Source organism: Bacillus sp. MUM 116, from assembly GCF_001866655.1.
Taxonomy (GTDB): Bacteria; Bacillota; Bacilli; order Bacillales; family Cytobacillaceae; genus Neobacillus.
This window is the reverse complement of sequence record NZ_MLYR01000026.1, coordinates 16,757-35,110: the sequence shown is the minus strand read 5'-3', so window position 1 is coordinate 35,110 and position 18,354 is coordinate 16,757. Positions and strand designations below refer to the sequence as shown.

Here is an 18,354-nt window from a genome sequence, read left to right as displayed (position 1 = left end):
TTTTTTTGTTTCGTATCGTTGGGCGATATAACACTTGAAAATATATCTAAAATATTTAATAGAAAAGGAGGTCCGATATGCGACGTGATATACAATCTAATGAACCAGCTTTCTCTTCTAAGGAAGTGGCAGAAGAAGTGGGGATTGCAACACCCACTGTCCGAAAGTATGGCCAAATCTTAGAGCGGAATGGATATGAGTTTTTAAAAGATGGTGATCGGCATATATTTGTTCAATCTGACATAGGAGCGCTTATAGCGTTACGCGATACGGACAAGCCCCTAGACGATACAGCTAAAGACCTTGCGTATCAACAAAAGGAAAGATTAGAAGGGTCCAATGAAACAGAGATTTCCATACCCGATACATATGAACATCTAACCAAAGACCCTAATCAATTAAAAGAGATTTTAATGTTTTAAGTAACTGAATTGGCAGCCGCGCGTGAAATGAATTTCCAACTGACAAACGATATGTCTCAGCTTAAAATAACGGTTTCCCGGCTCCAGCAAGATCATCATGTTATAAGTTCTTCCATTGGAAATTCAGCGCAAAAAACTCAAGCTAAAATTGAAAAATTAACTTGAACAATAAAAGAACCATTACGAAACATTGCTTCAACAAGAAATACAAAAAAGTGAATTCTTACAAAAAGAAATACAAATTTTGCGGGACCAACAGAAAAAGAGAATGGAGTTCACAAAATGATTTTAATAAACGTTTAGAACAAGCGATACAAAAGCCTAAAGAAAAATGGGGGGTATTTTTCTCCATATTCCGAAAATAAGATGCCTATCTAAGGCTTTTTTTGGCTTAACGGTGTAAAAATGTATTAAAAATCTATTTAAGCGATATGCATCTAAACAAAATACAAAACTCGAAGAAAGAAAAAAAGCAGGTTTGATAAATTAGGGAAAATGTAGCCTTTGAGGAATTCAATTAAAACCAGTGTTATCCTTTAATAGGGATTCTAAGAATTGGTCGATTGTATCTTTTTTTGTGTTTCGTATCGCTGGGCGATACATCTAAATACCTTGTTAGCAACAAAAGAAAGATTAGAAGGATCCAATGAAACCAAGAGTACGATATCAGACCCAATTGATTAAAAATGATAATTTTAACGTAATATACCAATTAATTAAAAGAGTTTTACATTTTAATCAAAAGGTGTATTTGCGTTAATTACCAATTTCCTTTGATTCAACAATTCGGATTACTACTTGTCAAATTTCTACAACTTCCCGGGAAATATCTACAAATTCTGATTAGGTATCGACAAAATTAGCAGTTTCTAAATAGACATTTGTTTCTATGGAACACAGAAAAAAAGATAACAAAATATATACGTAATCTGTATGCTGAAAAATTCTATTCTAATTCGCGTTTTAAAAATTTAATGAAGCATATATTCCCTAAGGAAAACAAGGATATGGTGCCCAACGGGATTTCTAAATTATACAAATTGCAGGGGAATTATTTCCTTATTTTGTTGGAAAGGGTTTTTATTGTCTAGGATGTACAAATTCCTGAGCGGATGCTAACGTGCGGCATGATGGAATAATGCCCTCAAATCCTTGATAAGAAAAGATTTTGAGAGATGATTGAATGAGGGCTTCTAATAAGTTGAACAAACTTATGCGAAGCTTCTTTTTGTATTTCTCGTGCTATAATGAAGATACTATTTGTGTCTTGAATAATAAAAACCCTTGGTTAGTTGAGGAGGGGATTCATGAGAGCGAGGGTATTGAAAAGATGTCCATGGTTCTTACATATGTAGTGTCCCTTTTTGTGATTGTGATATCAGTATTTATTACGCTTTTAATCAAGTCTGAACTAGATCGGCTTTTTCGTGAGAAAAAAGATGGTGTCCCTTTTTATAAGAAAAATGCTGTACCCTTTCATATATGCAATGTGGTAATAGTTTTAATGGTTTCTTTTGGGGCAAATGCCGTCATGGCTATCTATATCAGTGGGAATGAATTCAGCTTGATTCCGCAATTAGTCATTCTCATGCTCTTTGTTCTACCCTTTTATATTTTAGGGCATTTTGCATTTAAAAAATATAAATTCATTAATCGAAAATACACAAGATCTGAAAACAAGAAAGTTCTTATCATTAACGAAAAGCACTTACAAGGGAAAAAGAGACCTTCCAGATTCAAACATTATAATGCCTTATCCAAGGAAAAATAAATTAAGAGAAAATAAAAATAAAGTACTAGAATGGCAACCGTTCCGGTTGTTTAAACAGGATAGTCTTCTACCACGAAATCTTAATAGAAAAAGGCTACTTCCTAAATCAAGGAAGTAGCCTTTTGTATGTAATAACTAGTTTTTCCTTTATTCATTACTTTTTAATTTCAAAATTAATCGTCCATTGTCCTTTTTGACTCGAAATGCTGTCTGTATTAAAGGATACATTTGAAGTAGCAGGGATATATTGTGGCAGCTGCACGGTAACTGCACCTTGGTATTGCTGATTGTTTAATTTTTTATGCCAAGCATCAGTTCCTTGAACGAACTTATTTCCAATCGTAAAATCCGGTTTATTGATAAGACTTTGGCTATCCATCAATTGCCCTGATTTTGATTGGACAGTATAATACACCACCATCTCTTGACCGTAGTTCTTGATGGAATAGTTAGTAATCGTCAGTTTGATTCCGTTATTTTCCGTAGAACCAATTTCCGCAGCTAGTGTGCTTTGGGACGAAACGAATAAAAAACCTAAAGAAAGAAATAAGGCAAATCCGGCTTTTGTAAACTTTGAAAAAAACCTCATAAATCAACCTCCTAAAATATTTTATGTCTTATTTTTATGGATGAATAAAGATGAACATCCACATTTATAGATTGTCTCCATTTATAGTAAATATTCTTAATCCATCACACCGAAAAAATATTATGTAAGACTCTCCAATTTTTACGTCTTTTCTGCCCCTTTTTTTGCATAATTAAGGCAGGTTTTACTCAATATAGAAAAAGTGGCGGGTCTTAATAATATAAGTATCTTCTTTATAGGAGAAACTTGAAAAATCCTAATAAATGAGGCAATTAGGGGAATAATTTGACCACACTAGAAATTATAGTATTGGAGGTTTTTTCTTGAGGCGTTATGTTAAAGCAACAGGCATGGCTTTTTTGGCGGTAATGTTAATTGTTGGCTGTCAAACAAAAAACCAAAATAAACAAAAAACTGCCGAAAAACAGACAACCGAAGCCAAAAAAGATACTGGCTTTCCAATTTGGGGGTATAACGATCAACAAACTAGGCAGGTCCCCTATAAGGAAATTACAAAAGACAATGTAAAAGATTTAGGTATTGTCTGGCAATCAGATTTAGCTACTTGGGGTACAAAAGTCCAAAATGCCTCTGAAGACTACCCGGTTGTTAAAGATGGGGTCATGTATGTAACGACTTCCTTTAACCGAGTGTTTGCGATGAATGCTTCAAATGGAAAAAAGATTTGGGAATGGCAGCCGCCTAAAGAGGTACAAGACCATCTTGATAAAGCGGACCTTAGCCTGTTAGAAGTTGTTGCCAGCCGTGGTGTAGCGGTTGCGGAAGGTAATGTTTTTGTACTTATTGCAGATAATCGATTAGCCAAGCTTGACGCGAAAACCGGAAAATTAGTAAAAATGATTAATTTCTGGGATACGAAACCTTTGAAAGGGGTCACACTTGAAAACAGATACTATGAAACATCCGCCCCTATGTACTATAAAGGTAACGTCTATGTTGGAAGCAGCGGCGGTGATAATGGCATTCGCGGCTTCGTTATGGCCTTTAAAGCAAGCGATTTGAGTCCGGCTTGGGATCAGCCGTTCTGGACTGTTCCTGCACAAGGAAAAGATTGGGTGAAGGGTAAATATATCGGAGGCGGCGCCGTCTGGAACCCGATGTCATTTGACCCTGATACCGATATGATGTATTTCGGCGTAGGGAATCCTGCACCAGACTTTTTCATAAAAATTCGCCCGGGAAAAAACCCTTATACAGATTCAGTCGTTGCTCTTGACAGTAAAACTGGGAAATTGGTTTGGGCGAAATCAGAAGTTGAAAATGATGAGTGGGATTATGATGCTGCAGCCACTCCGATGGTTCTTAATGCTACCGTTGGCGGCAATAAGAAGAAAATCGTCGTTCATGGCGGTAAAAATGGAAAATGGTTTGCATGGGATGCGAAAACAGGCGAGACTATTTATGATGGCGTTCCATTCGTCAAAATCCAGCATTCACCGCTGACGACGGATGAGAAGACGGCTAAGCCTCAATGGCCAGGGGTTGAAGGCGGGCAAAACTATGCTCCTGAAACCTATGATCCAGGAACCAATTATGTGTTAATTCCTGGTATCAACATGCCCACTATAGGGATTGCTGCGAAAGATGAGAAAGAATTAGAGCAAAAAAATGGTATATTCCCGGGAACTTCAGTTGTTCTTACCCCGAAAGGTGTTGAAATATCCGGCACGATCACCGCTATTGATGTGAATACCGGTAAGAAAGTCTATCAAAACAAGACGAAACAACCGATGCGTGGTGGTTTTACAAGTACAGCTTCAGGGCTTGCTTTCTATGGGGAGCTGGACGGAAGTGTTAGTGCGATGGATATCAAAACAGGAAAAGTATTATGGAATGCAAAAAGCGGTGGACAGCAGATTATGATGGCGCCATCGATTTATGTGGAAAATGGTAAACAATATGTGGTTTACGTTACGGGAACGAAGGTTGTTGCCTTTGGACTTGGTGGTAAACTTTCAGCCACTCCGGAACAGAGTCCGCAAGGTTCAGGAAAAAATGACGATGCGAACCATGGAAGTCACGGTAATAAAGAAAAACCTAGAAAGCAGCCGGCTAATATAAACGCGGAAGCTGTTTACAACAAGAGCTGTATTTCCTGCCATGGTCAAAATCTTGAAGGAGGAGCCGGCCCTAGTCTGCAGCATGTTGGCTCATCCATGTCTGAACAGCAGATCGAAAAGCAAATCATTAATGGAGGCGGGCGGATGCCTGGAGGCCTTGTTGATGCAGATCAAGCAAAAGCATTAGCAAAATGGCTGGCCAATAAAAAGTAAAAATCTAAGAACATCTATTGATAGAAAACCATGAAAAGACCTGAGTTCGTTTTGAAACGGACTCAGGTCTTTTGCGGTTATTGATCAACAGGTTCTTGTCCCTTTTTGCGATATATTGAAAAACTTTCGGACAACTACAAGTCGAAATTCTAGTTATTTTGATGTATCAGCCGACATAAGATGTTGTTGAAAGGGAAAATTCGAAACTCCTTGAAAGCTGATGATCATTGAAAGGTTCATGAAAAGGAGGGAATAACATGTGGGTGAAGCCTGAGTATAAAGTGATTAACACTGCTTCTGAAGTGACAATGTATATCTACATCGGCAAGTAGACAGACACTGCTTGCTTCTTTTGTATTCTTTAGAAGATAAGAAAGAAATTTCGGCTTCGATTAATGTCCAGCTCCAGGCGCCATCGGCTCGAGGTCACAAGCCGATAAGCGGGCACCTTGCGCTTTTCTTGAAGGTTTACCAAATGAACGGAGGTTGTGCAAATGAGAAGGAACCGTTACCTACTATCACTGATTGGTGCGATTATTGGATGTGCAACAGCCGGTGGGTGGCTGATTGTCGATCTCCTAACTCCTGAACCAATCGGAGACTTTATTCTATATCCCCTTATGGCAATAACTAATATTGCGATTGGGTGGCAAGTTGGAAGGGCATTGGGAAAACGGCGGGAAATGGGTAGCGATGATGCTCAAATCTCTAAAGAAAGGGATGAAAGCAAATTCGAATTAGAGTCTTAGGAACTGCGGCGGGAGGAGGTTTTCCTCAGTGGAACTGCGCTTGTTCCAATTGTCGTAGTGTTCGCGAAGGAGATAAAGCACTTAAACCCTTATTACAATCTTCTCTTGCGGTAAGTGCCAATGAAAAGGATTGGTACCTCATTAATGCAGGTCCGGATGTTCATAAGCAAATTGAATCATTTGCCGCGCTGCATCCGGGTCCTGGAATTAGAGAGACACCTTTGGCTGGGGTTATTTTAACCGACGCCGAGCTTGACCATACGATTGGATTATTGTCATTACGGGAAGGTTCTTGTTTAACCATATACGGTACTGAGACAGTAAGAAGGTGTTTGCAGTCCGCCTTTCCGGTGTTTCCAATGTTAAAAAACTATTGCTCATGGGAATGGCAGACCCTTCACCCGGATTTCAGGCAACAGGCAGGAACTTTAGGTGAAGGAACAATAATTGTAGAGACGATTCCCGTTTCAAGTAAACCGCCGCTTTATGCTAAGTCGAGCAAGGGGGGGGAATCCCCAGAGGATTTATGGGAGGTAGGATTGGTTCTTCATAATGAGAGTTCCGGGAAATGTCTAGCGTACTTTCCTACATTATTAAGTATCACCCCAGCTATAGAAGCATGTTTGGAGAAAGCGGACATCTTGATGGTCGACGGAACCTTTTGGTCAGAAGATGAATTGGTCAAGATGGGGGCAACTGAACGCGACGCAAGAAGTATGGGGCATTTACCCATTAGCGGTCCATCGGGTATCACGGAAAAGTTAGCATCCTATCCAGCTGAGCGAAAAATCTTAATCCACATTAACAACAGCAACCCAATTTTAAAAAAGGACTCAATCGAAAGGAATAAATTGGAACAACTTGGTTTTGAGATTGCCTATGATGGTATGGAAGTGGGGGTGTAATTATGCTTGAAAAGGGAGGGGCAGTAAGCAGGGAAAAGAAACCTGATCAAAAAGGGAAAGAGCTTTGGAAAAAGGATGAATTTACTGAACGATTAAAGGATGTCGGGCGTTCATTTTACCATGACAAGCATCCTTTTCATGTAGCCATGCATCAGGGTAAATTAAGTCGAGATCAAATTCGCGGCTGGGTGACCAACCGATACTATTATCAGAAATCCGTTCCAATTAAAGATGCAGCCATATTGTCGAATTTGCCATCAAGGGAGCTAAGGCGTGAATGGATTCAGCGAATCATCGACCATGACGGCACGCATGGGGTTGAGGGTGGCATTGAAGCATGGCTAGGGCTGGGAGAAGCTGTCGGTTTGACTCGGGAAGAAATTCTGCGGGAGGACTATGTTGTCCCTGGGGTTCGCTTTTCCGTTGACGCCTATGTTAATTTTGCCCGGACAAAACCGTGGATTGAAGCAGTAGCTTCTTCATTAACTGAATTATTTTCACCGGATCTCATCTCAAAACGGATGAAGGTACTAGAGCGGCTATATCCGTGGATTGACAGTAGAGGTTTTGAGTATTTTCAAAATCGCTTGACGCAAGCACCGCTCGATTCAGATTGCGCTCTTAAGCTTGTTTTAACCTATTGCCAATCGCCTGAAGAACAACAGCGGGCTGTTGATGCTTTACGTTTCAAGTGTGATGTGTTGTGGGCACAGCTCGATGCCATTGAAAAGGCTTATTCCTCTAAAGCGTGAAAGATAGTTAATACTCAAACGGAGAATAAACGATTGGTGGTGGAGCCAATTTTACCAAGCAGTTTTCCAAAACTTGCTGCAAAGGCGCGGTTAAAATTTGATAGGGTGAGGGAGAAGCATCTTCTTTTGTTGCCGGAAAGGGTTGTGGTCATGAACGAAACCGCCTCATCGATCCTTACTCTATGTGACGGAAGTCGAACGGTGCGCACCATCACCGAAAAGATGAGGACTTCGCTGCTAACGGGGAAAGAAGAAATGGATACAGGTGAATTGCCAGATTTGAAAACGATGGAGGCAGACATTTCCGAGTTTCTTCAGGAGATGGAGGATCAAGGATGGGTGGTGATCCATAAAGATGGAACAGTTAATAAATAATGGGGTTCAGCCCCCATACTCACTGCTCGCAGAGTTGACCCATCGCTGTCCTTTGCATTGTCCCTATTGTTCGAACCCTATTGAAATGACTTCGAAGACAATGGAACTTACAACCGAAGAATGGCTCCGTGTTTTGTCGGAGGCAGCCGATTTGGGAGTGGTAGAAGTACATTTTTCTGGTGGTGAACCGCTCTTACGCAACGATCTGGAGGCCCTGATTCGCCATGCTCATTCATTAGAAATGTATACCAATCTTATTACTAGCGGCATAGGATTAACAACAGAAAAGGTTGCTCGGCTAAAGGAAGCTGGTATAGCCAATGTGCAGGTTAGTTTCCAGGCAGGGGAAGCTAAGCTTTCGGACCTCATCGGCGGATATAAAGCCTTTGAAAAAAAGCGTGTAGCGGCTAATGCGGTGAAAAAAGCTGAATTGCATTTGTCGTTAAATGTCGTATTACACAAGATGAATCTAGATTATTTAAATGAAATTATTCATCTTGCTGAGGAATTGGGAGCAGAGCGACTGGAGCTCGCGAATACACAGTATTATAATTGGGCAATGCTCAACCGGGACCGTCTTTTGCCAAGTTGGGAGCAGATTGAACGTGCCCGTGAAATCTATGAAACTGCTAAAGTGCGCCTTGCGAAAAAAATGGAAATTATTTGGGTTATTCCAGATTATTACGAATCGGCACCAAAACCTTGTATGGGGGGCTGGGGGACAATCGGCCTTACGGTAGCGCCGAATGGGGTTGCCCTGCCATGTCCAACCGCCGGGATGATTGACGGTTTATCGTTTGAAAATGTCCGTGAGGTGTCACTAGGGCACATTTGGTTTGAATCAGAGTCTTTTAATCAATTCCGTGGTGACGCATGGATGCCTGAACCTTGCCGTTCATGTGATCAGCGCCATAAAGACGGAGGCGGATGCCGTTGTCAGGCGTTTGCTTTAACCGGAGATGCTCTTGCTACAGATCCAGTCTGCCAATGGTCACCAAAACATCATCTGATTGAAAATGCCATAAAGGATGCCAATAGCAAACATATGGAAAAGTCATCATCCATTATCTATCGGAGACACCTAGTAGAAAATACCGGATCAAAAAGACAGGTAAAAAATAAATAAATGTCCATTTTGCGCTAAAAGGGCTCTATACATAACCTTTAGCGCTTTTTTTCTTCACTAAGCTATGAAAATTAATAGTGTTGATCCTTTAGAAAAGGGTTGTGTTAAAGCTCATTGTGGATATTGAAACTATGTTGATTGGAGTGGAAGGCGCGAGACTCCTGCGGGAGTACGGAGCAGGGGAGACCCCACAGGCGCTAAAGCGCCGAGGAGGCTCCCCGGACCGCCCGCGGAAAGCGAAGCGCCTGGAACGGAAATCAACAGTGGTTACATCAGTTGTAAATTTAAAATTCACAATATTTACACATATATTAATCACTTACAGGTGTATATTGAAGATGAAAATAGCATTGATAATAGGAGGATGTAATAAATGGAAACTGTATGTTCGAGAATTGTGGTTCTTTATGATAATTCTGAAAGGAGTGTACATAAATGCAAAAAGAATTGACCTATGAGGATATTCAAATAGGGGATAGCGCTGCTTTTTCCAAAACAATTTCTGAATTTGATATTTATCAATTTGCAGGTCTTACAGGTGATTTTAACCCAATGCACATAGATGAGGAATTTGCTAAAAAAACTTTTTTTAAGGAAAGAATTGCCCATGGCCTTTTAACTGGGAGTTTTATTTCCACTGTTCTTGGAATGAAGCTTCCTGGACCTAACTCGATCTATCTGTCTCAAAACTTTTCATTTACAGCTCCTGTCAGAATGGGTGATACCATAAAAGCAATCGTAGAAGTAGTGGAAAAACGGGATGACAAGAAATTAATTAAACTAAAAACAAAGATATGGAATCAACTTGATGAATTGGTTGTAGATGGTGAAGCTCTGGTAATGAAGAAATATTAAGAAACAGAAAGGGGATTGGGATGGAGAATTCATTTAAGCAATGGTTGAAAATAAAAAAGAAAGAGCCAGAAGATGTGTTATCCTTCATTCGGGATGGAGATGATCTCATTCTTCCGATTGCCAATGGAGAACCTAAAGTATTATTGGATATGATAGAGGAAAATGCTGATCACTTTCAGAATGTTAGAATCCACCAAATGCATGCATTAAAGGAACGATCGTACATCCATGGAAAAATGAAACCATCACTGTCCTATGTTGCTTATTTTTTAAGCGAAGCTTCACGAAAGGCTTTTTTACAAGGGCAGTGTGAGCTTGTTCCAAATCACTTTCATGAAGTTCCACGTCTATTGCGTGAATCGACGAAGACTTCTCTTGTTTTATCCTGTGCATCCCCGATGGATGAGCATGGGTTCTTCTCCTTAGGTACCCAAGCGGATTATGTCGCTTCTTTTATAGGGAAAGTTCCTTTTTACTTAGAGGTCAATCAACAGATGCCGCGCACCTTTGGATCCAATCAGATCCATATTAGTCAAATAGAAGGGTATATTCCTGTTAATTATCCTTTACATGAAGTTTTTCCCCCTCCTATCACGGAAATAGACCAATGTATAGCAACTTTTATTACAGAGCAAATCGCGGACGGATCTACAATTCAATCAGGCATTGGGGCTATTCCGAATGCAGTCATAAGTTTGTTAAATAATCATAAAAATCTGGGGATACACACAGAATTATTATCTGACGGAGTGGTTGACTTAATAGAAGCGGGAATTGTAAATGGAATCGAGAAAAAAACATATCCAGGGAAGGCAGTCGCAACTTTTGCATTAGGGACCAAAAAGTTATATGAGTTCATTCACGAAAATACTGGTGTTGAATTTCTTCCTGTTGAAATGGTGAATGATCCCAGTGAAATAGCAAAAGAAGACAAAATGGTTTCCATTAATGCAACAACAGAGGTCGATTTCTTCGGCCAATGTGCGTCGGAGACAATTGGTGGTAAATATTATAGTTCAAGTGGGGGGCAAGTGGATTTTGCTTTAGGAGCTCGTCTTGCTAAAAAGGGAAAAGGTTTTATTTGTCTGCATTCAACTACAAAAGATGGTTCTATCTCAAGAATTCAACCTTGCCTGACTCCTGGGTCAGTAGTTACGACTTCCAAAAATGATGTCGATCGGGTCGTAACTGAATATGGTGTTGCCGAGTTACGAGGAAAAAGTATTTCACAACGATCAAAGGAATTAATCAAAATTGCTCATCCAAAGTTTCGTGAGGAATTGGAAAATGAAGCGAAAAGGCTGGGATTTATTAATTAAATGATTCATATTCAAAAATGAAATTTTTGCATAAATAACAGTGACGTTTGGAACTCTTTTAAGTATAGAATCCTGCATGCTTGGTGAATCGAGAACATTCCAAATATATATTTACTAAAATTGCATTCAGGAAAAATGGAAAAGAAGTGGTCCAAATGAAGTTTAAGTTTAAGTTTAGTAAGATGGTTGAAGCTCCAGCAAGGCAAATTCATCCGTCAGCCAGAAAACTCATGCTGGTCAATGCCTTAAGAAGCATCGGACAAGGTATGCTGGTAGTTGATTTGGCACTATATCTTGATGCACTAGGGTGGAGTACGGCTGCGATTGGAAGTGTGATTGCTGCCGGAGGGTTACTCGGTGTGGGACTAGCTCCAGTCATAGGGATTTATAGTGATCGCTGGGGGAGAAAACCGTTTATTCTTTTTTCTGAACTAGTAACAGCCGGATGTGCATTGCTTGGGATATTATCTACAAACACGATTATGTTATTTATTGCGATTACACTTTCCGGTTTTGGAAAAGCGGATGCCGGCTCTCCAAGTCCGTGTGCCCCGGCAGAGCAGGCTTGGTTGGCGAGTTATATCCTAAAATCTGAACGTGGAAGGGTATATAGCGTGAATAATGCCCTCAGCTTTTTCGGAATGGCCGCGGGCGCGGTGCTGGCGGGGACTTTGCCTTTATGGGAAAATAACCTTCAACAATTATCTGGTTATTGCCTCGTATTCTGCATTATTTTCGTTTTATCACTTGTTACTGCATCCATTATTCTAACCATTCAGGAAGAGAAAATAGGTAGACAACATGGATACATAAAAGAGAAGTCTGGGAATCATGAAAAGAAAATCTTACAGGAAGAAAATGCGGCGATCTTGAAGCTGGCTGGAATTAATATTCTAAATGGGATTGCCATTGGTTTGACGGGGCCGATGATGTCTTATTGGTTTGCGGCTAAATTTGGGGCTAGCCATACACAAATTGGGAGCACATTAGCGGTTACATTTTTCGCGACGGGCGTTACCTCCATTTTGCAGGCTAGATTATCCCAAAAACATGGGACAATCCGTTCCATTGTGTTGGTTCGTTTCATAGCCAGTCTGTTGTTGATTCTCATGCCCTTACTATCTTCTTATCTCCTTGTTTCTGTCTTGTATATCATTCGAACGGCTTTAAACCGGGGCACACAAGGAGCACAGCAAGCGCTGAGTGTGAGTTTGACCCGCGATATGCGCCGAGGTTTCGCATCAAGCATCAATCTCTTTTCAATGCGGCTGCCCACTTCGATTGCACCGTATTTCACTGGTTATCTTTTTGGATTGGGTTCGCTTGCCCTGCCTTTTTACATTGCTTCCGGTTTACAATTGAGTTTTGCTTATTTATATGGGAAAATCTTCAGTTCCTACGAAATTCGGATGAAGTCGCATGCAACATTGGGGTAAATAACCAAGCATTTGAAAAATCAAAAAAAGATGTGAAATCAATCGTGATCTCACATCTTTTTATTTTAGTTACCTAACTTTTTCCATAATGATGAGCTTTTGGATTAATGACATCCCGGTAAATGTTGTTTTTTTACGGTAGGTAATCAATTGAAAAAGGATAGACTTCTAAAATGGAATTGGCCATTTTTTATTCTTCCATATCTTCGCTGTACTGATTAATCAACTTCACAGCCCTTGTTTGGCTGATATTTAAATCTTTTGCCACTTTTCTAGAACTTTTATGTTTTTTATAGGATTGCAATACCAGTGTCTTCTTCACATGCTCAATTGCATCATCCAGATTAGAGGGGAGGATATGCTGTGTTTGCGGTTTTATGTTTTTTAAGATTAAATCAGGTAAATCATTTTGTTGGATAATTGAGTCACTGGTAACGACCAGCCTTTCCATCACATTTTCGAGCTGGCGGATATTCCCCGGCCAGGAATACCAATAAAATAGGTCCAAACAATCTTGCGAGATGATTTTATTCATTTCATATTTCTTATTGAATTTATATAAAAAATTGTAAGTTAACGGAATGATATCTTCCCTGCGCTCTCTAAGCGGCGGCAGCTGGATATCAATTATATTTAAGCGGTAAAATAGGTCCTCGCGAAACAAGTTCTTGTGCACCATGTCAATTAAATCGCGGTTCGTTGCTGCAATAATCCGGACATCTACCTTTTTCATTTTATGTCCGCCAATCGGTAGGAACTGTTTTTCTTGAATAACTTGGAGTAGCTTTGCCTGAAGTGATAAAGGCATCTCGCCAATTTCGTCCAAGAATAGTGTTCCTTGATCTGCTATTTCAAGCAAGCCTTTTTTACCGTACTTGCTTGCCCCTGTAAATGCCCCTTCTGAGTAACCAAAAAGCTCTGATTCAAGTAAATCCTCCGGTAATGCTGCACAATTTATTTTTAAAAAAGTTTTGTCTTTCCGCCTGCTTATATCATGAATGTAATGAGATAAAACCCCTTTTCCTGTTCCCGATTCACCTTGGATTAAAATGGTTGAGTCGACTTTAGCGATTTTTTCGCAAACCTTTAAGATATTTTTCATCTTTTCACAGTTTGTGATGGGGGTAGAGCTATTATGGTGATCTGAAGGGGATTGCTTTTCTTTTTCCTTTTTAATACTTTTATAGTTTTGTAACTCCTGTGAGGTGGTTACAACAAGTTCGATTTCGTTTTGGTCATTTAAAATAGGAACAGCCGTCGTTAAAAGTTCCGCCCCTAAATAAGTCGTTTGCTTAATACTGACAGGTTTTTTTTCTTTGAATACGAAAGGAACAATGGAAGGCTTCCAATATCCTTTTGCAAATAACTCTGCATTATAATTCCCCACAACCTCTTCCGGCTTTAATCCGTAATGTCTTTCACAGACGCTATTAACGAAAACGATACGTTGTTCAGAGTCTATTACAAAAATTTCGTCTGATGAATTATCAAGAATTTTTTTTAATGTCTCAACAGTGATTTCGAAAGGACTTTGTATTTTAGAAACCATTCGGGAAACCCTCCCTGGATAGATGAGTTAGTTTTAATTCAAGTGAGTTGAAATCAATTCACTTTTTGAACGAAATTGGAACAATTCACGAAAGAATAATGACACTTTTCTAAGTAATTCAACTATTTATGGTTTTGGCACGATACTTGCATTAATTAAAAGTGAGTTTAGTTAAATAATCTACCTGATTTAATTAAACAAAATATTCATTATTCTGTAAACGCTTAATTATTACTATTGCCACGTTGTATTTAGGAATTTCGAGAGTGAATTGAAAGTAACTCATTTTAAATTTGATTTTTGAAAGGGGAGATGGCCTTCACAGATTAGAGTGCTGAAATAATTGCTTAGAAAAGAAATTTTTTATCATAAAAAATATGAACCTTTAGAGGAGGATAAATAAAAATGGCAACTTATAATGAAGTTCAAAATAAAGCGAATCGAACCTTTGAAAGAACATTAACCTATGATTTATATACAGATCCAAAAGTGTTAGAGCAAGAAATGGAAGATGTTTTCGCAAAATCATGGCAATTAGTGGGCCATGTAAGTCAGTTAGAAAAACCGGGACAGTTTTTTACCACGGATGTAGCAGGTGAGCCAATTATTGTTACACGTGGGATGGACGAAGTGATTCGTGCATTTTATAATGTTTGCCCGCACCGTGCGACTAAGCTTGAGAAAAATGAGTCCGGTCAAAAGAAAATTCTTCAATGCGGTTACCATGGGTGGACTTTCCGTTTAAATGGAGAATTAAATAAAGCGCCTAACTTTACAGGCGAAGATGCACACTGTGTCAGTGACCGCTGTTTAAGATCTGTAAGAATGGAAATTTTAGAGTCATTAATTTTTGTTAACCTTGATGATAATGCGAAATCTTTAAATGAAACATATGGTGATTTCTTCGACCGTTTACGCAAGTTTCCGTTCCTGGGCGAGCTTAAAAGAATTAATCAAAAAACACGTATAATCAAAGCAAACTGGAAAGCTTTCATTGACAATTATTTAGAGTGTGATCACTGCCATGTTGCACACCCAAGCTTTGTTGCCACTTTGGATATGAAAAACTATCAAATTGTTACTTGTCAAAACTATTCCGTTCAAGGATCAGTGATTAAGCCGGATAAAACAATGGGAACAACGGATTTAAATGAAGCAGAAATGCAGGGTGGAGAGTTCTATTGGTTATGGCCTAACTTGATGGTAACTATTTATCCGGGGCCGGCAAATATGGCAACCATTCAAATGATTCCAATTGATCATGAAAATACATTAGCGGTATATACTTACTACTTCAGAGATGAAAACCTAACACAAGAAGAAAAGGATTTGGTTACATTTGCGGAGCAAGTCAGACAGGAAGATGTTGACTTAGTCGAATTAGAACAAATTGGATTCCGTTCCCGTGCTTTTAACCAAGGAGTATATTCTCAATCGGAAAAGGCAATTGTTCAATTCCACGAAATGGTACTGGAGGCGTTAGGACGATGACAAATGTAAAAATTGCAGAAAAGAAGCACTTATTTATTAATGGCCAAGATGTAGAGGCACCCGCTTATGCGCCGCTTTACTCTCCATATTCAGATGAGGTGATTGCAGAAATTGCAATGGCAGATGAGCAATTAACGAAAGAGGCCATTAAAGCAGCACAGAAAGCATTTCAAGTCATCTCGAAAATGCCAGCATTTGAGAGGTCAGCAATTTTAGAAAAAGTGGTAGAATTATTGAAAGAAAGAGCAGACGAAGCTGCGGAAGTGATTGCAATTGAATCAGCCAAGCCGATTTCTTTTGCTAAAGGTGAAGTATCCAGAACAATTGAAACCTATAAATTCGCAGCTGAAGAAGCAAAAAGAATTCACGGTGAAACAATTCCTTTTGATGCTGCTCAAGGCGGAGTGGGAAGAATCGGTTATACTGTACGCAAGCCGATTGGGGTAATCGGAGCGATTACACCATTTAACTTTCCGATGAATCTTGTTGCCCATAAAGTTGGACCTGCGATTGCTTCCGGTAATTCAATCGTGTTAAAACCAGCTTCACAGACTCCGTTATCCGCACTCTATATTGCCGAGCTTTTCAAAGAAGCCGGACTTCCGGACGGAGTACTGAATGTTGTAACAGGATCAGGTTCAGTTGTAGGCGAAGCGATTATCAAAGATGACCGTGTACAAATGATTACCTTTACAGGAAGTCCAGCGGTTGGAATTGGAATACGCAATAAAGCAGGCTTAAAGAAAACCACTTTAGAGCTTGGTTCAAATGCTGCGGTAATCTTAGACAAAGATACAAACATTGATCAGGTGATTGACCGCTGTATTATGGGGGCATTCTCAAATCAAGGACAGGTTTGTATTTCCCTGCAGCGCGTTTACGCTCACGAAGAGGTATATGATCAATTTGTTGAAAAATTCGTTGAAGCTGCGAAGAAATTAAAGGTGGGAAATCCGTTAGATCCGGAAACCTATATTTCTTCGTTAATTTCGAAAAAAGAAACAGAACGGGCATTAAGCTGGATTGAAGAAGCAAAACAAAACGATGCAGTGGTTTTAGCCGGAGGAAAACTAAAAGATGGTATTTTAGAACCAACCGTAATTACGAATGTCGATCCATTGTTAAAGGTATCCTGCCAAGAGGTATTTGCCCCGGTTGTGATCGTGAATAAAGTAAAATCAGTTGAAGAAGCGATTGGATACGTGAACAATTCAAGATATGGTTTACAGGCAGGTGTTTATACGAAAAATATTGATCATGCACTATTTGCAAGTGAAGCGCTTGAAGTAGGGGCGGTTATGATTAATGATATCCCAACCTTCCGGGTAGATAACATGCCTTACGGCGGCGTAAAAGAGAGCGGTACCGGACGTGAAGGGCTTAAATATGCGGTAGAAGAAATGACTGAGATGAAATTAATTGTTTGGAACAGAGGCGATAAGTAATGAGCACATACAAAATTGCCGTGATTCCCGGAGACGGGATTGGCACTGAAGTCCTTCAAGAAGGAATAAAGGTTTTAAATAAAATTGCTGAATTGGATGATTCTTTAAAGTTTGAATACACATACTTTCCATGGGGCTGTGAGTATTACACGAAGCATGGAGTGATGATGGATGCTGACGGAATTGATAAATTACAAAACTTTGATGCAATTTTTCTCGGTGCTGTCGGGTATCCAGGTGTCCCTGACCATATTTCATTATGGGATTTACTTTTAAAAATTAGAAAAAGCTTTGATCAATATATTAATATTCGTCCGATTAAGCTAATTAAAGGGGCAACGTGTCCGTTGAAGGACGTGAAACAGGAAGATGTGGACATGCTGTTTATCCGCGAAAATAGTGAGGGTGAATATGCAGGGGCCGGTGATTGGTTATTTAAAGGCAAAGAGAATGAGGTTGTCCTGCAAACCGGCGTCTTTTCTCGAAAAGGAACGGAACGTGTGATCCGCTATGCGTTTGAAACAGCGAGAAAAGAAGGAAGATCGCTTACGAGCATTAGTAAGGGAAATGCCTTGAATTATTCGATGGTTTTCTGGGATCAGATTTTTGAGGAAGTAAGCCGAGAATATCCGGATGTGAAAACAGCATCCTATCTTGTTGATGCAGCGGCAATGTTAATGATTTCCGATCCGAAGCGATTTGAAGTCGTTGTCACTTCTAATTTATTTGGTGATATTCTAACGGATTTAGGTGCAGCCATAGCTGGGGGGATTGGGCTAGCAGCTGGTGCGAATATTAATCCGGAAAAAACGTATCCATCGATGTTTGAACCGATTCATGGGTCTGCTCCGGATATTGCTGGAAAAGGACTTGCCAACCCTTTAGCAACGATTTGGTCTGCCAGTCAGCTGCTCGAATTTTTAGGATATGAACAGTACGGTAAATTGGTCCTTGATGCAATTGAGGAGCTGCTTGTGGAAGGTAAGGTGTTGACACCTGATATGAAGGGGACAGCATCAACATCTGATGTTGGGGACCGTGCAGCAGAAATTATTCAATCACTAGTTTCATTAAAAGCTTAATTGATAATATAGGGTTTGTTCGTTTAATGGGAGAGGTTAAAATAAAGTAATATTCTTCCCCTTCTTATTCTTGTTCGAATATAGAAGGGGGATTTTTTACTAATAATTATCTGATAATAAAAAAAATTCATTATTGTAAACGAATACAAGTAATGGAAGGCTTCTAGGCGATCGGGAGCTTCTTTAAAATTTCA

Annotated in this window: 17 protein-coding genes; 15 read left to right on the top strand and 2 right to left on the bottom strand. The window is 39.6% G+C overall.

Features of this window, described 5'->3' with window-relative positions; translation table 11 throughout:
• The first annotated feature begins 77 nt into the window (after positions 1-77).
• Together BIV60_RS30235 and BIV60_RS07250 are read left to right on the top strand one after the other, a co-directional pair.
• Positions 78-422, top strand: a complete 345-nt coding sequence (locus BIV60_RS30235) for a hypothetical protein (protein ID WP_256218329.1) — start codon at positions 78-80, stop codon at positions 420-422.
• A gap of 1,330 nt (positions 423-1,752) precedes the next feature.
• Positions 1,753-2,193 (top strand): hypothetical protein, encoded by a 441-nt coding sequence (locus BIV60_RS07250; RefSeq protein ID WP_071355060.1) that lies wholly within the window; start codon positions 1,753-1,755, stop codon positions 2,191-2,193.
• A gap of 154 nt (positions 2,194-2,347) precedes the next feature.
• Here the strand turns inward: BIV60_RS07250 and BIV60_RS07245 are convergent, their stop codons facing one another.
• The gene (locus tag BIV60_RS07245) at positions 2,348-2,782 is read right to left on the bottom strand and encodes a hypothetical protein (RefSeq protein WP_071355059.1); all 435 of its coding nucleotides are present in this window, start codon (positions 2,780-2,782) and stop codon (positions 2,348-2,350) included.
• A 323-nt stretch (positions 2,783-3,105) separates the two neighbouring features.
• Between BIV60_RS07245 and BIV60_RS07240 the strand changes: the two genes are divergently transcribed.
• From BIV60_RS07240 to BIV60_RS07195, 10 genes are all read left to right on the top strand, one after another.
• The gene (locus BIV60_RS07240; RefSeq protein WP_071355058.1) at positions 3,106-5,076 is read left to right on the top strand and encodes an outer membrane protein assembly factor BamB family protein; all 1,971 of its coding nucleotides are present in this window, start codon (positions 3,106-3,108) and stop codon (positions 5,074-5,076) included.
• A gap of 257 nt (positions 5,077-5,333) precedes the next feature.
• Positions 5,334-5,408 (top strand): pyrroloquinoline quinone precursor peptide PqqA, encoded by a 75-nt coding sequence (pqqA, locus tag BIV60_RS30870; RefSeq protein WP_141770422.1) that lies wholly within the window; start codon positions 5,334-5,336, stop codon positions 5,406-5,408.
• 162 nt (positions 5,409-5,570) lie between these two features.
• Positions 5,571-5,825 carry a hypothetical protein gene (locus BIV60_RS07235; RefSeq protein WP_071355057.1) on the top strand — a complete coding sequence of 85 codons (255 nt, stop codon included), beginning with the start codon at positions 5,571-5,573 and terminating at the stop codon, positions 5,823-5,825.
• A complete protein-coding gene (gene pqqB, locus BIV60_RS07230) occupies positions 5,807-6,730 on the top strand; it encodes a pyrroloquinoline quinone biosynthesis protein PqqB (protein ID WP_071355056.1) in 924 nt (307 codons plus the stop codon). Before BIV60_RS07235 ends, pqqB begins: the two co-directional genes overlap by 19 nt.
• Positions 6,731-6,732: 2 nt before the next feature.
• Positions 6,733-7,482, top strand: coding sequence for a pyrroloquinoline-quinone synthase PqqC (gene pqqC / locus BIV60_RS07225; RefSeq protein ID WP_071355055.1), 750 nt, complete (start codon positions 6,733-6,735; stop codon positions 7,480-7,482).
• A gap of 36 nt (positions 7,483-7,518) precedes the next feature.
• The gene (pqqD, locus tag BIV60_RS07220; RefSeq protein WP_071355082.1) at positions 7,519-7,857 is read left to right on the top strand and encodes a pyrroloquinoline quinone biosynthesis peptide chaperone PqqD; all 339 of its coding nucleotides are present in this window, start codon (positions 7,519-7,521) and stop codon (positions 7,855-7,857) included.
• Positions 7,838-8,983 (top strand): pyrroloquinoline quinone biosynthesis protein PqqE, encoded by a 1,146-nt coding sequence (gene pqqE / locus BIV60_RS07215; RefSeq protein ID WP_071355054.1) that lies wholly within the window; start codon positions 7,838-7,840, stop codon positions 8,981-8,983. The genes pqqD and pqqE overlap by 20 nt, the downstream gene beginning before the upstream one ends.
• 435 nt (positions 8,984-9,418) lie before the next feature.
• Positions 9,419-9,838: a MaoC family dehydratase gene (locus BIV60_RS07205; protein WP_071355052.1), complete on the top strand. Its 420-nt coding sequence runs from the start codon at positions 9,419-9,421 to the stop codon at positions 9,836-9,838.
• Positions 9,839-9,858: 20 nt separating this feature from the next.
• Positions 9,859-11,157 carry an acetyl-CoA hydrolase/transferase family protein gene (locus BIV60_RS07200; protein WP_071355051.1) on the top strand — a complete coding sequence of 433 codons (1,299 nt, stop codon included), beginning with the start codon at positions 9,859-9,861 and terminating at the stop codon, positions 11,155-11,157.
• 155 nt (positions 11,158-11,312) lie between these two features.
• Complete coding sequence (locus tag BIV60_RS07195; protein ID WP_083402142.1) at positions 11,313-12,593, top strand: MFS transporter; 1,281 nt, start codon at positions 11,313-11,315, stop codon at positions 12,591-12,593.
• 190 nt (positions 12,594-12,783) lie between these two features.
• Here the strand turns inward: BIV60_RS07195 and BIV60_RS07190 are convergent, their stop codons facing one another.
• Positions 12,784-14,142, bottom strand: coding sequence for a sigma-54 interaction domain-containing protein (locus tag BIV60_RS07190; protein WP_071355050.1), 1,359 nt, complete (start codon positions 14,140-14,142; stop codon positions 12,784-12,786).
• 405 nt (positions 14,143-14,547) lie between these two features.
• Here BIV60_RS07190 and BIV60_RS07185 point away from each other — a divergent pair, with 405 nt between their 5' ends.
• The 3 genes from BIV60_RS07185 to BIV60_RS07175 are packed head-to-tail and all read left to right on the top strand — an operon-like array spanning position 14,548 to position 18,160.
• Positions 14,548-15,633, top strand: a complete 1,086-nt coding sequence (locus BIV60_RS07185; protein ID WP_071355049.1) for an aromatic ring-hydroxylating oxygenase subunit alpha — start codon at positions 14,548-14,550, stop codon at positions 15,631-15,633.
• A complete protein-coding gene (locus BIV60_RS07180) occupies positions 15,630-17,078 on the top strand; it encodes an aldehyde dehydrogenase family protein (protein ID WP_071355048.1) in 1,449 nt (482 codons plus the stop codon). Before BIV60_RS07185 ends, BIV60_RS07180 begins: the two co-directional genes overlap by 4 nt.
• Positions 17,078-18,160: a tartrate dehydrogenase gene (locus tag BIV60_RS07175; protein ID WP_071355047.1), complete on the top strand. Its 1,083-nt coding sequence runs from the start codon at positions 17,078-17,080 to the stop codon at positions 18,158-18,160. The genes BIV60_RS07180 and BIV60_RS07175 overlap by 1 nt, the downstream gene beginning before the upstream one ends.
• Positions 18,161-18,354: the final 194 nt, after the last annotated feature.

Bases quoted from the DNA above. Each gene is read 5' to 3' on its own strand.
- BIV60_RS30235 (WP_256218329.1), top strand. From the start codon at position 78: ATGCGACGTGATATACAATCTAATGAACCAGCTTTCTCTTCTAAGGAA.
- BIV60_RS07250 (WP_071355060.1), top strand. From the start codon at position 1,753: ATGTCCATGGTTCTTACATATGTAGTGTCCCTTTTTGTGATTGTGATA.
- BIV60_RS07245 (WP_071355059.1), bottom strand. From the start codon at position 2,782: ATGAGGTTTTTTTCAAAGTTTACAAAAGCCGGATTTGCCTTATTTCTT.
- BIV60_RS07235 (WP_071355057.1), top strand. From the start codon at position 5,571: ATGAGAAGGAACCGTTACCTACTATCACTGATTGGTGCGATTATTGGA.
- pqqC (WP_071355055.1), top strand. From the start codon at position 6,733: ATGCTTGAAAAGGGAGGGGCAGTAAGCAGGGAAAAGAAACCTGATCAA.
- pqqE (WP_071355054.1), top strand. From the start codon at position 7,838: ATGGAACAGTTAATAAATAATGGGGTTCAGCCCCCATACTCACTGCTC.
- BIV60_RS07205 (WP_071355052.1), top strand. From the start codon at position 9,419: ATGCAAAAAGAATTGACCTATGAGGATATTCAAATAGGGGATAGCGCT.
- BIV60_RS07200 (WP_071355051.1), top strand. From the start codon at position 9,859: ATGGAGAATTCATTTAAGCAATGGTTGAAAATAAAAAAGAAAGAGCCA.
- BIV60_RS07195 (WP_083402142.1), top strand. From the start codon at position 11,313: ATGAAGTTTAAGTTTAAGTTTAGTAAGATGGTTGAAGCTCCAGCAAGG.
- BIV60_RS07190 (WP_071355050.1), bottom strand. From the start codon at position 14,142: ATGGTTTCTAAAATACAAAGTCCTTTCGAAATCACTGTTGAGACATTA.
- BIV60_RS07185 (WP_071355049.1), top strand. From the start codon at position 14,548: ATGGCAACTTATAATGAAGTTCAAAATAAAGCGAATCGAACCTTTGAA.
- BIV60_RS07180 (WP_071355048.1), top strand. From the start codon at position 15,630: ATGACAAATGTAAAAATTGCAGAAAAGAAGCACTTATTTATTAATGGC.
- BIV60_RS07175 (WP_071355047.1), top strand. From the start codon at position 17,078: ATGAGCACATACAAAATTGCCGTGATTCCCGGAGACGGGATTGGCACT.